This is a genomic window from Sphingobium sp. FW306-1B-F04DB (assembly GCF_058781925.1).
The window spans coordinates 93814-108503 of sequence record NZ_JBYSXE010000002.1 but is presented as its reverse complement, the minus strand read 5'-3'; the positions used below and the strand labels follow the sequence as shown (position 1 = coordinate 108503).

At 64.9% G+C, this 14690-nt stretch carries 9 protein-coding genes and 3 pseudogenes; 7 read left to right on the top strand and 5 right to left on the bottom strand.

The genetic code is table 11. The features are described from left to right. The 3 genes from AC3WJD_RS02575 to AC3WJD_RS02565 form a co-directional block, all read left to right on the top strand. Positions 1-821 (top strand): fimbria/pilus periplasmic chaperone (locus AC3WJD_RS02575; RefSeq protein ID WP_492744241.1); only part of this gene is annotated, 821 nt, incomplete at its 5' end. A gap of 4 nt (positions 822-825) precedes the next feature. Further along, positions 826-3339 carry a fimbria/pilus outer membrane usher protein gene (locus tag AC3WJD_RS02570; RefSeq protein ID WP_492744239.1) on the top strand — a complete coding sequence of 838 codons (2514 nt, stop codon included), beginning with the start codon at positions 826-828 and terminating at the stop codon, positions 3337-3339. After that, positions 3336-4298, top strand: coding sequence for a hypothetical protein (locus tag AC3WJD_RS02565; RefSeq protein WP_492744237.1), 963 nt, complete (start codon positions 3336-3338; stop codon positions 4296-4298). The genes AC3WJD_RS02570 and AC3WJD_RS02565 overlap by 4 nt, the downstream gene beginning before the upstream one ends. Before the next feature lie 52 nt (positions 4299-4350). On the opposite strand, the gene AC3WJD_RS02560 is transcribed toward AC3WJD_RS02565, so the two are convergent. Then, positions 4351-4785, bottom strand: coding sequence for a hypothetical protein (locus AC3WJD_RS02560; protein ID WP_492744236.1), 435 nt, complete (start codon positions 4783-4785; stop codon positions 4351-4353). A gap of 530 nt (positions 4786-5315) precedes the next feature. Continuing rightward, positions 5316-5543: pseudogene (locus AC3WJD_RS02555) on the bottom strand (SDR family NAD(P)-dependent oxidoreductase); the annotation flags it as partial. 122 nt (positions 5544-5665) lie between these two features. Here AC3WJD_RS02555 and AC3WJD_RS02550 point away from each other — a divergent pair. Continuing rightward, positions 5666-5893 (top strand): annotated as a pseudogene (locus tag AC3WJD_RS02550) (HAD hydrolase-like protein); the annotation flags it as partial. Here AC3WJD_RS02550 and AC3WJD_RS02545 read toward each other — a convergent pair. Continuing rightward, a complete protein-coding gene (locus tag AC3WJD_RS02545) occupies positions 5888-6787 on the bottom strand; it encodes a FecR family protein (RefSeq protein WP_492744234.1) in 900 nt (299 codons plus the stop codon). The pseudogene AC3WJD_RS02550 and the gene AC3WJD_RS02545 overlap by 6 nt on opposite strands. Beyond that, entirely contained in the window at positions 6784-7332 is a 549-nt protein-coding gene (locus AC3WJD_RS02540) for an RNA polymerase sigma factor (RefSeq protein ID WP_492744233.1), read from the bottom strand. Before AC3WJD_RS02540 ends, AC3WJD_RS02545 begins: the two co-directional genes overlap by 4 nt. A gap of 193 nt (positions 7333-7525) precedes the next feature. Here AC3WJD_RS02540 and AC3WJD_RS02535 point away from each other — a divergent pair, with 193 nt between their 5' ends. Genes AC3WJD_RS02535 through AC3WJD_RS02525 form a run of 3 tightly spaced genes read left to right on the top strand, consistent with a single transcriptional unit; the run spans position 7526 to position 14154 of the window. After that, positions 7526-10900 carry a TonB-dependent receptor gene (locus AC3WJD_RS02535; RefSeq protein WP_492744232.1) on the top strand — a complete coding sequence of 1125 codons (3375 nt, stop codon included), beginning with the start codon at positions 7526-7528 and terminating at the stop codon, positions 10898-10900. A gap of 13 nt (positions 10901-10913) precedes the next feature. Next, positions 10914-12677 carry a gamma-glutamyltransferase gene (gene ggt, locus AC3WJD_RS02530; RefSeq protein WP_492744230.1) on the top strand — a complete coding sequence of 588 codons (1764 nt, stop codon included), beginning with the start codon at positions 10914-10916 and terminating at the stop codon, positions 12675-12677. A 10-nt stretch (positions 12678-12687) separates the two neighbouring features. After that, on the top strand, positions 12688-14154 hold the full coding sequence (locus AC3WJD_RS02525) for an amidohydrolase (protein WP_492744229.1): 1467 nt from the start codon (positions 12688-12690) through the stop codon (positions 14152-14154). A 12-nt stretch (positions 14155-14166) separates the two neighbouring features. On the opposite strand, the pseudogene AC3WJD_RS02520 reads toward AC3WJD_RS02525, so the two are convergent. Further along, a pseudogene (locus AC3WJD_RS02520) lies at positions 14167-14478 on the bottom strand (helix-turn-helix domain-containing protein); the annotation flags it as partial. Positions 14479-14690 lie beyond the last annotated feature (212 nt).

Here is a 14690-nt window from a genome sequence, read left to right as displayed (position 1 = left end):
CCAGCGGGCCGGTCCGGTCCTTTCTGCCTCAAGGCATCGAAATGAACATCATCGTTCCGCGTTTCGTGCGTCGGTCGGCGGGCTTGATCGTCGCCGGTCTCGCGCTTCTGGCATCGAGCGCTCCGGGTCTGGCCATGAACGTCCAACCCGTGGTCGTGGACTTGCAGTCGTCAGGACGCCGTGCCTCCACGGTCATCAGCTTGCAGAACACCTTTGCAGAGACCCTCCCGGTCGAGGTGACTGCGCATCCGGTCAGAATCGTGAACGGGGAGTTGCAGGAAGTCGAGGGCGAGGAGGCCGAGAATCTTCTCGTATTTCCGGGACAGACCACGGTCGCCGGCGGCCAGACCCAGGCCTTTCGCGTACAGTGGGTTGGAGATCCGGCGCCCACGAAGAGCGAGCATTTCTATGTGACGGTCTCGCAACTCCCGGTGGCACTTCCCGAGAACCAGAATGCGATCCAGGTGCTCCACCGGTTCAAGGTTCTTGTCAGCGTGGGCGCGGCAAACGCGAAAGCAACGCTGAAGGTCACCAATGCGCAGATCCGTCCCGACGAGAATGGCAGGGGCAAGCCCGTCGTGACGGTCGGGAATGACGGCCAGACCTATGGCTATGTCGGCAACAGCCGCATGACCGTCATCCAGCGCGCGCCCAATGGCGAGGAGATATTCCGCCAGACCTTCGAGCCCGAGCAGATCCAGCAGCGCATGGGACTGGGGCTTGTTCCTTCGGGGCAGAGCCGGGTCCTTCCGATCAAACTGGAGTTGCCGCAGGCGACCGGCACGCTGTCGGTCGAGCTGACCCCGGTCGAGAGCCTCTGAGACCATGTCCGCCCGGCGTATCCTGGCCATCGGTGGTCTCGTGCTGTCGCATCCGGCGATCGCGGCGGCCGCCGATACGCGCGTGGTCGCACCGGTAACGGGCACCGATGACTTTGCCGGGGCGAACAATCTCGATGCAGACGCTGCGCCCCCGGCGGGCGCCAATCCGGCCGAACGCCTGAACACGACGGGCAGGAACATATCGCTCGGAGGCCCACTCTCCGACAACGGGTTCATCCTTGGCGACATTTCCTACGTCCTGACCACCGATGACCAGATCCTTGTCGACGCGAAGATGCTGCTGCCGATGCTGCAGCGTGCACTGACCCCCGCGGCGTGGCAGCAACTGGCGATGGCGATCGGCGATCGGGAGGACATTTCGGCGCGCGAGCTGGCCGATCTTGGCCTTGGCATCACCTATGATCCTTCCAACTTCGGATTGAAGTTGTCGCTTGGTCCCGAGGTGCGGCCGCGTCAGGCAATCAGCGTGTCAGGTGGATACGAGCCGGTGATAGGGCCGGTCGAGCAGCCCCAGGATTTCTCCGCCTATGTCACGGCGTTCGCCAATGTCGACTATGTCCACAAGGGCGGTAACACTGGCCTTTCGACCCCCAACATCCTGCTCGACAGCGCTGTTCGCCTGAACGGTTTCGTTCTTGAGAACGAGGCGAATATCCAGGACCGCTTCAGGCGCGAAGGCACGCGATTGGTCTACGACGACCTTGCGCGTACCGCGCGCTATTCGGTCGGCGACCTCGAACCGATCTCGCGCGGCTTCTCGGGTGCGAGCCCGATGGCGGGTGCGTCGATCGTGCGCGTCTATGCCGACCTCGAGCCACAGCGGAACATCCAGCCGCGCGGCCAGCGATCCTTCACGCTCACCCGACCCTCGACCGTCGAAACCATCGTCAATGGCCAGTCGGTGCAGCAGACCCGGCTCAATCCCGGCACCTATGACATCGGCGATTTTCCCTTTGCGCAGGGCGCTAATGACGTTCGACTGGTCATTCGCGACGATAGCGGCCGGGAGAATGTCATCTCCTTCTCGATCAATTTCGATCGTACGCTGCTCGCGGCCGGCCTCTCCGAGTTCGGCCTGTTCGCGGGCGTCGAGGCGCCGTTCAGCGCCAATGGGCGCCATTATTCCAACACGCCGATCGCCTCGGGCTTTTACCGGCGCGGTCTGTCCGAAGAGCTGACCGCCGGCGGAAACTTCCAGGCAAGCGACAAGGGCGCGGTGGCAGGCGTCGAGGTGATTTGGGCGGCGCCCGTCGGCACACTGGCCTTCAATCTGGCGGGATCGAAGAACGACCGGACCGGCAGCGGATACGCGCTCAACATCGGTTACGAATTGTCGCTCGGAACCGCCGACCAGGGCGCCCGGTCGCTGACCGCGTCCTTCCAGACGCTCAGCCGCAAGTTCGCCACCCCCGGAGCGCTCGTTGCCGACAATCCCTTCGCCTATGAATTCGGCGCGACCTACTCGCAGACCATTGGCCGCGATCATTATGTGAGCACAGACGCCTTCTACTCGGTGGGTCGCGGAAGCAACCCCGACCAGTCGTCGGTCAGGGCCACCTATGGCTGGCGCGCCAATCCGCGGCTGCTTTTCACCGCCGAGGCGTCCTACGAGGATCGGCGCCAGGAGTCGCGCTTCGGCCTTCGACTGGCGCTTACCTATCGCTTCAATCGCGCGTCGAGCGGCTCGGCCGAGATAGACACGCGCCGCGAGCGCGGCCGCCTAAGCTATCAGCGATCGAGCGGCACCGGCGTCGGATCGTACAACGCTTCGGTCAATCTCGATCGCTTCGAGGACTCGACGGGCGTCAATGCCAATTTCAACCTGACCGGGAACCGCGCCGAGCTGGGCGCCGCGCATCTGACCTCCTTCGCCAACGGAGGCGGGATCGTCGATCAGCGGACGTCGCTGCGCGCCGCCGCGTCGCTGGCGTTGGCGGGCGGCGAGATCGCGGTCGCGCGGCCGATCTATGACAGCTTCGCTATCGTCAAGCCGCACACATCGCTGGGCAAGACGGCCGTCTATCTCGATCCGCGCGGCAAGGAATATCTCGCCAGGTCCGGCACGCTCGGCGGGGCGGTGATGTCCGAGCTCAGCGCCTATTCGCCGCGACTGGTGACCTATGACGGGCCTGCGGCGCCCGCCGGCTATGATCTCGGAACGGGCGCGCTCCAGTTCGTCCCGCCCTATCGCTCGGGGCACCTCGTGCACATCGGCTCCGAGTACTTCGTGACCTATACGGGCCAGTTGTTCGCTGCTGACGGCACGCCCGTCAGCCTGTTGGCAGGCCTCGCCTATGAAGAAACAAAGCCGGAGCGCGAACCCGTACAGATGTTCACCAACAAGGCGGGACGCTTCGCGGTGCAGGGCCTGCGTCCCGGCCGCTGGCGCATCGAGATGCCCGTGCGCGGGGGAACCGCCATCTACATGATCGAGGTTCCAGCGGGGGCGGACGGCCTCGTCCGCGGCGGCGAACTAAAGCCGGAGGGTCAAAAATGAAGAAGCAGATACTGTTGTCGTCACTTGCCGTGGCGGCGCTCGCGTCGCCGCAGGCCGCTCTCGCCACATGCGCTGAGTTCCGGGTGTCGGCGGCCGAACTCAACCTCAGCTATGATCCCTTCAATCCCGCGGCCGTTGAGCGCACCTTCACGCTGCGCGCCCGGCGGCTCAATCCCGCCGTGACCGCGGTCCGCATCCTTCTCGCCGATCCCGGCGCGACCTTCGGCGCTGCGCGTCTCGGGCGGGATAGTCCCGCGTCCTACGACATTCGCTGGAACCAAGACATGGGCCGGATCGTGTTCGTGTCGGGCGCCGAACAGCCCAATGCAACCAACGGCGCGCTGATCGCATTCGAGGCAGGTGCTTCGAGCGACGTCGCCAACGAGACCTTCCGCATCCGCATTCCTGCGGGGCAGGCGATTGCCGCGGGCAGCTATTATCAGCCGCTGGACGTGCGCTACACTTGCTATTCGGGGCGCGGGGAAATCGACGATGCCCTGCCTCAGACCGGCGCGCAAGTCGCGGTCGACCTCAGGGTGCCCGAACGCATCGCGACCTTCATCGGATCAGCGGGGACCCGTCGGGGAAGGATCGACTTCGGCACGCTCGAGCCCGGCAGCGGCGCGCCCGTGCGAAGCCTAGTCGTCACCGCCCAGTCGACCATTCCCTATGACATCAGGGTCGATATGGATCGCGGCGCCCTCAAGCGTTCAGACAAAGACGATTTCGCGCTGCGCTATGCGCTGAAATTGTCGGGGTTCCCGATCGGCGACCGAGCGCGGCTTTCGTGCGAGCGCACCCCGGCGCCTGGCGGGAGAAACCATCCGCTGCAAGTCGAACTCGACGCGAAGGATCTCGGTCACGCGCCCGCCGGCGCCTATAGCGATGTCATCACGCTGACATTTTCGCCGCGGCTCGGCCTTGCGGGCGGAGAAGGATGTTCGCCTTCGGGAGCCTAACTTTCCCACAGGACCGCACGTTGAGCGGAGGCGCGCGCCTTCCGGCAGCGCGCTAGAAGCTGGTGCCCTTGACCTCGGCGTCAAGGCTGAACGTCGTATCCCCGTTAACCGGTTGCGGCAGCACCAGCCGCAATTGCCGCTGGCGATCGGCCGGCAGCGGACTATCCACAATGACAGTGTGCGTGGCGGCAGGTGAAATGGCTACGCGCTGTCCGTCGAGCAGGACCCAGGCGTTGTTCAGGCCACGCGGATGGTTGAGTGTCACCCTATAACCATCGGTGCTGTTGCAGAGCTCGATCATGTCGCCGAGCGTATTCTCGCCCTGATGAAGCGCGAACGACTGGCTGGTCAGGCTGACCCGGCAAACCGTGGGAACGCGGCCACTGATCGCAATGGAAGCTCCATCGGCGGACGCTGCAACGACGGCTGGCGCACAAAGCAGTGCTGCAGCGAGCCCGAGGCCAGTCCCAATTCTTACTTTCGACATGCATAGCCTCCTGCGTCCGACGGCAAGGTAGAACGCGATGCTAAAGAGTGACTTAAATGCTATGGTTAACGGCGCGTGGCCGATCCGGTTCCGCTGCTCGGCAGGAGCCGCTTCCTGGGGCAAGCGCGGCCCAAGACGTGTCAACGCCCGCTGACAGTAGCGGATCGGTTCGGACAAGCGGCATCGTTGAGGATTTCCGCGCGCGATGAGTCGACACTCGATGGCATGCGCGATCGTTGAAATGAGCGAGCACGATGGCAGAGCGCCAGGCGGCGTGGTCGCGGCACAAATCCGAGTATCGCGAGAAACTATTGAGCGAGGGGCAATCGGGTGCTGACCGCTGGCTCGACCAGCAGATCCTCGTCGCCCGATAACCGCTTCAGCGCTGTTTCTCACGAGTTGCTTTGGCGCGGCGGATCCGAGCGCGGTCGGCTGCTTCCGCTCTCCGTGCCGGTCACCCTGCTGACGGGGCAGAACGATACCGTAATTCCACACCCGTTCGTGGATGCTTATACAGACGTGGCGCCGTGCTTCAGCCGTGCCTCGACTCTGGCGAGATCGTAGGCCTTGGCGAGATCGGCGGAGAGAACCTCGACCGATACGCCGGTTTCCCTGCGCAGACGGTCGGCAAGCGCTGCGAGCTTGTCGCCGCTGCGCGCAACAAGGACGAGGTCGTGGCCGCGCCGGGCAAGCCGGTCGGCATAGACGGCACCGATACCGTTGGAGACGCCAGTGATGAGGAAGGTTTCCTTGGTCATGTTCTGTCTCCCTTGATGAGGTGCGTCCGGACGACGGCATTATGCCATCGCCTGAACAATCAGCCACGGATGAAATCGAGCAGGTCGGCGTTGATCAGATGAACGAACTTCCGTGTGTGGACGCCCCGATCCATGAGATGATCGCACGCGCCGGCGGCGGCAGCGCGGCATTCGTGGGCGATTCGACCTACGACATCATGGCCGCCAGAAATGCCGGCATTCCTTCAGTCGCGGTCAGCTTCGGCTTCCTAACCCCGCCCGTCGAGGAACTCGGCGCCGATGCAGTGATCGATCGTTATGATGCGCTGATCTCGATGCTGGAGAAACTGGGGCGCGACCGCGGCCTATAGCTCGTCCATCAGCTTGCGCAGCGCCGAGGTGTCGCCTTCGTCGAAGACACCATAGATCGGAGTCTCGGCAAGGCCAGAATCGGTGAGTTCGATGGGCTCGCGCGCATAGCGGTTTACGATGGCGATCACCTCCTCGAGCGGCTCGCCGTCGAAATAGAGCCGCCCGCGCGTCCATGCGGTCGCGCTCTGGATGTCGACATCGTCGGTTTCGCTGATGAAGCCGATATTGGCCCGACCGTCATTGCGCGTGCCGAAGCGGATCTGCTCGCCCTTGCGCGCGTCCTTCATGATCGCGTCGCGCGCCTGGTTGCCCGCAGTCATCGCTATGCGGACGACCCCGTCGACGACGGTGACCTGCGCGTCACGCTTGTTGAGGCGCACGTCGAAGGCGGTGCCGACCGCCTTGATCTCGCCGTGCGGCACCGCGACGATGAAGGGACGGAGGCGATTATGCGCGACGTCGAACAGGGCCTCACCCTCGATGAGCCTGATCCGTCGTTCCCCCGCGCTGTAAAGCACTTCGACCCGGCTCGCTCCGCCGAGCTTGACCACCGATCCGTCATTGAGTTCGACCGTCCGTCGCTCGCCGCGCGCAGACGCATAGACCTGACCGGCAAGCGGGTCGGGTTTCGCGGCGATGTAGCCGCCCACCGACAGCATCAACGCCATGCTGGCAGCAACTGCCCACGCCAGCGGACGCCGCCAGATGGGGCGGTGCTGGCTTCGGCCGGGCTCGAAATCGGGCCGATCGAAAGTGCCAAGCCAATCCCAGAAGGCCTCTGCCTCCATGCGATCCTCGGGATGCACTGCGTCAATGCGCCCTTCGGACATCCGCTCGAAGACGAAGCCGGCACGTGCGCCCAGCGTGCGATCGCGTTCAGCGCCGCCGTTCATCGCGCACCCCGCATCAGCGACCCGAGCCGCCCGTAAAGATGCGTCATCGCGTGCGCGAGGTGCTTCTGCACCATGCGCGGGCTGATGCCGAGCTGCGCGGCGATCGCGGGCGTGTCGAGTTCATCGAAACGCCGCAGGACGAAGACCTCGCGGCAACGCGGCGACAATTCGGCGAGCGCTTCCGTCAGCAGAAACTGGAGATCGGCGAACTGGCGGCCATGTTCCTGCGTGGCGGGGGCCATTGGCTCGATCGCCTCAGAGATCGGCAGCGGCTGGCCGAGCGGCGCGCTCTTGCGACGATGCAGATCGGTGATGAGATTGGACGCGATGCGGAAGAGATAGGCCTGCGGTTCCTGCACCTGCCGGTCCTGCGCGGTCGCGATCAGCCGCGCACAGGCTTCCTGGACAAGGTCCTCGACCTCGTCGGGATCGCGCAGGCGACGCGACACGAATGCCTTGAGCGCAGCGCGATAGACGCCGAGCCGTTCGGCATCGATCGAATCGGCGCCCCCTTCCTCTCTGATCGAAAGCGCGTTTCCGCTCATTGCCCCTTACCAGATACCCGCGCGAGCCCATTGTTCCGCCACACATAGACGGATCACGCGGCAAAATGCGAACCCGCAAATTTCGTCGCGTCACAATCCTGAAAGAAATTCGACGCGCAACGGTTCGCTTTTGCCCATTGCATACGTCTTACCCCTCAAACAGGACAAAACATGTCGTGGTGAAGGGGGCTCAATGAAATATCGGTACATGTTGCTTGCTGGCGCGTTGTCGTCGATCGCCATATCGGCCGAGGCCCGGGATGCGGTCTACACGATCGACCTTCCCGCACAGACGCTTGGCGCAACGCTTTTCGACATTTCACGCCAGACCGGCATGCAGTTGCTCTTCACCGAAAAGGCGATCACCCAGGCGCGCGCACCCAAGCTGAAGGGCAATTATACCGCCAACCAGTTGCTGAGCGCCGCACTGGCCAACAGCAACTTCAGCTACCGCATCGTCGATGGCCGCCTCATCCGCGTGTTCGCGAAAGGGCCGGCGGTTGCGGCGCGCGTGACACCCACCGCCTATGCCGCGGCGGCACCCCAGGGGGGGCAGCAGTCGGACGTGGCGCCCGCTGCGCTTCCCGCACCCGAGGCTGAGGAGGAAGCCGCCGAGATCGTCGTCGTCGGTTCGCAGATCCGCGGCAGCAAGATCACCGACGCGCTGCCCGTCACCGTCGTGGGCGCCGAGCAGATCGCGGCCACCGGCGCGGTTTCGGGCGACGAACTGTTCCGGTCGGTCCCGCAGATGGGCGATGTCAGCTTCAACAGCTCCTATCTTCCCAACAGCTCAAACGCCGCACGCGGCGACGTCGGCTCGGTCAACCTGCGCAACCTGGGTGTCGGCAACACGCTGGTGCTGCTCAACGGCCGCCGCGTCGTTCAGCACCCCACCAGCCGCGCGGACGACAATCTCGTTCCTGTGCTGACCTACAACACCAACGCAATCCCGGTCTTCGGGCTCGAGCGGCTCGAGGTGCTGCGCGATGGCGCCGCGGCGATCTACGGCTCTGATGCGGTCGCCGGCGTGGTGAACACCGTGCTGCGCACCGATTATGAGGGCGTCACCGTCGAGGGACAGGTCGGCTATGCCGAGGACACCAACCTCGAAGAGGTCAACCTGAACCTGCTCGCGGGCACGAAGTTCGGTGGCGGGCGCGGCAGCGTCACGCTGTTCGCAAGCCATGATCGGCGCACCGCGCTCGAGGCTGCCAATCAGGACTTCACGGCTTCCGCCGACAAGCGCCCCCTGTTCGTGGGCACCGAATTTCAGGACGCCACTTCGCTCGACGGTCGCAGCACGATCACGCCCTGGGGCTCGTTCCAGACCGTTGGCAATGTCGTCGTCAGCCAGGGGGCGACCCGGCTTACCAACGCATCCGGCCAGTTCCACATCCAGCCGCAGACCAATGCGGGTTGCCAGACCAATGCTGTGACCGGGCTGCGCAACGGCCTGTGCATCGACGACGGCACCAACACCGCCGCCGCGGATCGCAACCTGCGCTTCGACGCGCCGCTGGCCTTCAACACTAGCGTGATGCCTGAAGTGCGCCGCACCAACCTGTTCCTCAACGGCAAGTACGAACTGGCCGAGGGCATCGAGCTGTTCGGTGAGGCGGGCTATTATCTGGCGAAATCGAGCAGCATCCAGTCCTCCACAGGTACGTTAAGCTCGGGCCCGCTGGTGATCCCGGCGAGCAACTACTGGAATCCCTTCGGCGCGATGACGCTGCCCAACGGTCAGCCCAATCCCAACCGTCTGCCGGGCCTCGTCAACGTGCCCGCGGCGGGGCGGGCGGTGACGCTCAGCAGCTATAATTTCGCGGACGTCGGCCCCAATCTGGTCAAGGTGAAGAACGAGCAGTTCCGCGTGCTCGCGGGGCTGCGTTTCGAGGCGCTGGGCTTCGACTGGGAAAGCGCCGCGCTCTATTCAGAAGCGTCGGTGCGCGACCGCTCTGACGGCATCAGCCAGACTTTGCTCCAGCAGCAGCTCGCGCTCCCCACGCCCGACGCTTATAACCCGTTCAACGGCGGCAACCTCGCCAACCCCAGCGCGGCGGACCTGACGCTGAGCAGTCAGGCGGCGATCGACGCGATCCGCATCAAGACGACGCGTTTCAGCAAGACGACACTTGCGCTGGGGGATCTCAAGGGTAGCAAGAACGATCTGCTCGCGCTGCCCGGCGGCGATGTCGGCGTCGCCTTCGGCGTCGAAGTGCGTCGCGAGACACAGCTCGACGATCGCGACGATCGTGTCGATGGCACGATCCAGTTCCGCGACATGGTGTCCGGCTTCGTCAATCAGAGCGACCTGGTCGGCACCAGCCCGTCGCCCGATACCAGCGGCAGCCGCAATGTGCTGGGCGCCTATGCCGAGCTCGCCGTGCCGCTCGTCTCGCCCGAGATGGAGATACCGCTCGTCTACAAGGCCGAGCTCCAGATCGCGGGGCGCTTCGAGCATTACAGCGACGTCGGTTCGGTGGCGAAGCCCAAGGTCGCCGCGGCTTGGGACGTGATCGACGGCATCCGCTTCCGCGGCTCCTATGCCGAGGGTTTCAAGGCGCCCAATCTCGAGCAGATCAACGCGACCGTCGTCACGCGTTCCAACACACGCACCGACTATGTCCGCTGTGAGGCGCAGTTGCGCAAAGGGGAGATCGCCAATTTCACTCAGTGCAGCCAGGCTTTCGCAACCACCGCGCAGCGCTCGGGCAACCCGAATCTGAAGCCCGAGACCTCGCGCGCCTGGACCGCGGGCATCGTTCTGGAGCCGCATTTCCTTGACGATACCATCGGGCGGATCGTGATCACCGCCGATTACTGGAACATCAAGCAAAAGGGCATTGTCGGCCTGTTCGGCGAGGGCAATGCGCTGATCAACGACTATATGCTGCGTGTGGGCGGGAACAGCGATCCCAATGTAGTCCGTGCAGCGCCCACCGCCGATGACGAGGCGTTGTTTGCGGGCACGGGCATCGCCCCTGTTGGCCGCGTCCTCTTCGTGCGCGATCAATATGTGAACCTGCTGCCGCAGGAAGCAGCGGGCATCGACCTCGGCTTCAACTGGCAATTGCCCGAGACCGCGATCGGCAATTTCTCGCTCAACCTCAACGGGGCGTATCTCGACAAGTTCTTCCTGAGCCCCTCGGCGGGAATCCAGGCGCTGCTCGACGCGCGTGCGGCGGGAACGATCAATGCCGGCACGATCATCGCCGAACAGGGCGATCTCGTTCGTCGCAACGGCAAGCCGCGCTGGAAGGCATCGGGCTCGCTCACCTGGAGCTACGAGCAGTTCCAGATCGGGGCGTTCACCCAGTATACGGGATCGGTCGAGGACACCGGGCTGGTCGACGCGGTCGGAAACCGTTGGGTGATCGACGACACGCTGACTTTCAACCTCTATGGCCAGGTCGAGATCGGCAACGAGCGCCAGGGCCGCTACCGCCTGCGCGTCGGCGTGCGTAACCTGACCGACAGCAAGCCGCCTCTGAGCTCGGAAGGCTATCTGGGCAGCCTCTACAACCCCTATGCCCGCTACTGGTACGCCAGCATGCGCGCGGCCTTTTGATCGGGCCGCGCCGATGCGAAACCATTGGATGAAGACCGCGGCGCTGGGCGCGCTGCTCGGCGCGGTCGCGCTCCAGCCGATCGCCGCCTCCGCACAGGAGGTGACGGCCCCCTCCGCGGCGCGGACGGGGCCGAGCGGCGGCGACATCGTAGGCTATGGCCAGATCCACCATCCCGAGATCGGGCGCGGCGGGATGGTCGTGAGCCAGAACGAGATCGCCACGCGCGTCGGCACCGCGATCCTCCGGCAAGGCGGCAATGCCGTCGACGCCGCGGTCGCGGTAGGCTTCGCCGAGGCGGTGACGCTGCCGCGTGCGGGCAATATCGGCGGCGGCGGCTATATGCTGATCCATATGGTGGCTACGAAGGACCGACCCGCGGCCACGATCGCGATCGACTATTACGGCCAGGCCTCGCGCAACACGACGCCCGACCTGTTGCTCGGCGCTGACGGCAAGATGGACAAGGAGAAGGACGCCTCGTTCAAGGGCGTTGCGATTCCGGGCACCGTCGCGGGACTGTGGGAGGCGCATCAGCGTTTCGGGCGACTGCCCTGGAAGAAGCTCGTCCAGCCCGCGATCGACCTCGCGCGCAAGGGCGTGGTGATGAGCGACGATGAGGCGCAGGCGACCGCGGCGCGCAAATCCGCGATGGCTGACGATCCGGGCGCGACGCGCGCCTTCTTCAAGGACGATGGCAGCGCCTATCGGCCCGGCGAGGTCTTCCGCCAGCCCGATCTCGTATGGAGCCTGACGCAGATACGCGACGGCGGCGCCGACGCCTTCTATCGCGGCAAGATCGCCGAACGCGTAGCGGCGGCAATGAAGTCCAACGGCGGCGTGATCGATGCGCAGGATCTGGCGGATTACAAGGCCATCGCCAGCGAGCCGGTCTGGTCGAGCTATCGCGGACAGAAGATCGCGTATATGCCGCCGACCGCCTCGGGAATCACCGTCGCGCAGGCGATGAACATGCTCGAGCGCTGGCCGATGAAGGACTATCGCTGGGGCAGCGTCGCGAGCCTCCATCTGATCTCGGAAGCGATGAAGATCGCGTGGTCCGACCGCCGCTTCGTCGGTGGCGGGCCCGACTGGAAGACGCCGACCGCGGGGCTCGCGAGCAAGGCCTATGCCCAGGAACGCGGCAAGCTCATCAGCCTCGAGCGTTCGCTCGACGGCAAGACGCTGCCCGAGGGCAATCCTTACCCGCACGAAAGCCCCGACACGACGCATTACTCGGTGGCGGATGCCGAGGGGAATGCGGTCAGCAACACCTACACGCTGAGCGCGTCCTATGGAGCGCATGTCGTCGCGCCGGGCACGGGCTTCCTGCTCAACAACTCGCTCGGCAACCTTGCATGGGGCAGCACCGACGAAGCGCGCAAGGCGACGCGGCCCGCGCCCAACAAGCGCGTCGGTTCGACGATCACGCCGCTGATCGTGTTCAAGGACGACAAGCCCTGGCTCGTCACGGGCACACCCGGCGGCGGCTATATCACCGCGACGATGGTCCAGTTGCTCGTCAATGTAATGGACCACGGCCTCAACGTCGCCGAGGCCGCACAGCGTCCGCGGATCAACCAGGGTGGTCCTGAGGCGCCGCTGGAGCTCGAAGAAGGCTTCTCGCCCGACCTCGTTCCGCTGCTTGAGGCAAAGGGGCACAAGGTCAAGACGTCCAACACGATGGGCAGCACGCAATCGATCATGATCGAGGGCGATCTGTTCCTGGGTGCGGCGGACAGCCGCCGTCCCGACGCGCTTGCTCAAGGCGTGAAATAGGAGAATGAGAATGCGGAGTTGCGTTGCGTTTTCGCTGGGTGCGGTGGCCGCGCTGGCTTTCGGTGGTGCTGCGCAGGCCGGGGGGCTTGCCGATGCGGAAAGCGCCGCGATCAACGCGCTGGTCGATCGCGACGCGGGGCAACTCGCCGACACCGCACTCCAGATCTGGAAGCTCGCGGAGGTCGGCTATCAGGAAACCCAGAGCAGCGCGCTGCTCCAGGCGCGGCTGAAGGCGGCGGGCTTCACGATCGAGGCGGGCGTTGCGGGTATGCCCACCGCCTTTGTCGCGCGCTACCGCCGCGGCAGCGGGCCCGTGATCGGCGTGCTCGCCGAATATGACGCACTGCCCGGTATGGCGCAGCATTCCGTGCCCGAGCGTTCCGCCATCGTAGGTCAGGAAGCGGGTCACGCCTGCGGTCACAATGTGTTTGGCGCCGTCTCAGTAAGCTCGGCCATCGCGGTCCGCCGCTGGATGGAGGCCAATGACGTCAAGGGCGAGATCCGTGTCTATGGCGCGCCCGCCGAGGAGGGCGGCTCGGGCAAGGTGTATCTAGTCCGCGCCGGTCTGTTCAACGATGTCGACGTCGCACTCCACTGGCATCCGGGCGATCGGAACAGCGCGAGCCAGGGGCGCAGCCTCGCCAATGTCAGCGGCAAGTTCCGCTTCAAGGGCGTGGCATCGCACGCGGCGGCGGCCCCCGAAAAGGGACTTTCGGCGCTCGATGGCGTCGAGGTGATGAACGTCGCGGTCAATGCGCTGCGCGAACACATCCCCGACGGCACACGCATCCATTATGTCATCACCGATGGCGGCAAGGCGCCCAATGTCGTGCCCGAGGCGGCCGAAGCCTATTACTATGTCCGTCATGCCGATCCCGAGGTCGTGATCAGCGTGATGGAGCGCGTAAAGAAGGCCGCCGAAGGCGCGGCGATCGCGACGGGCACCACCGTCAGCTTCGAGGCGACGGGGGGCGTGTATTCGATGCTGCCCAACACAACGCTCGCGCAAATCGTGGACCGCAACCTCCGCGCAATCTCATGGCCCAGCTTCACACCGGCCGAACAGAGCTTTTCGGAAGGACTCTACAAGACGCTGACCACAAGCAAGGCGCTGGCCAGCGCCACCGAGGTCGAGCTGATGAAGATCGGCGAGGCCGGAGGCGGATCGACCGACGTGGCCGATGTGAGTTGGGCGGTGCCAACCGTCGGTCTTTCGACTGCGGTTTGGGTCCCCGGCACGCCCGCGCATAGCTGGCAAGCTGTCGCCGCCAGCGGATCGAGCCGGGGCATGAAGGGCGGCGTGGTCGCCGCCAAGGCGATGGCGCTGACGGCGGCCGAGCTGTTCCGTTCACCCGAAAGCATCGCGGCCGCAAAGGCAGAGTTCGAAAAGACCCGCGGCGCGGACTTCGTTTACAAGCCGATGGTCGGCGATCGCTCTCCACCGCTCGACTATCGCAAGACGGCAGCGGGGAGCTGAGCGATCGTATATCCACTGGGCGAGATCGGCAAGCCGCCAGCGCACGACCCCATGCGCCGCCGGGATTGGCCCGGCCTCGACGATTTCCGCGAGCCGGGCGCGCTGCTCGTCGTTCAGGATCGACGCCCGCCCAGGCGCCTTGCGCGTCGCCAGACCGTCAGGGGCCTCTTCGTTGAAGCGCAGGACCCAGTCGCACACGATCTGCAACGTCACACCGGCAACCTTGGCTGCCTCGCTCCTGCTGCCGCCGCCCAGGATCAGCGCCACGGCCAACAGCCGGCGAACCTGGTCCGCATCGCCACATTGCCGTGCAAATCGGCGCAAATCCGCCGATCTGTAGTCAAGCCTCCATCCGCTTGCAGCGTCGAATCAGAATTTCAGCTCTTTGGGAATCCCTGACGTGAGTCAAGCTCAGCGCCCTTTGGTATGGGGAGACCTGTGCGCGGATAGGCTTTTTGACTGATATATGAGGATAATGTGGAGTGCATGGTGGCCGATTAGGGCTCGGCTTTGATGGTCGGAGTGGAAACAGGCGT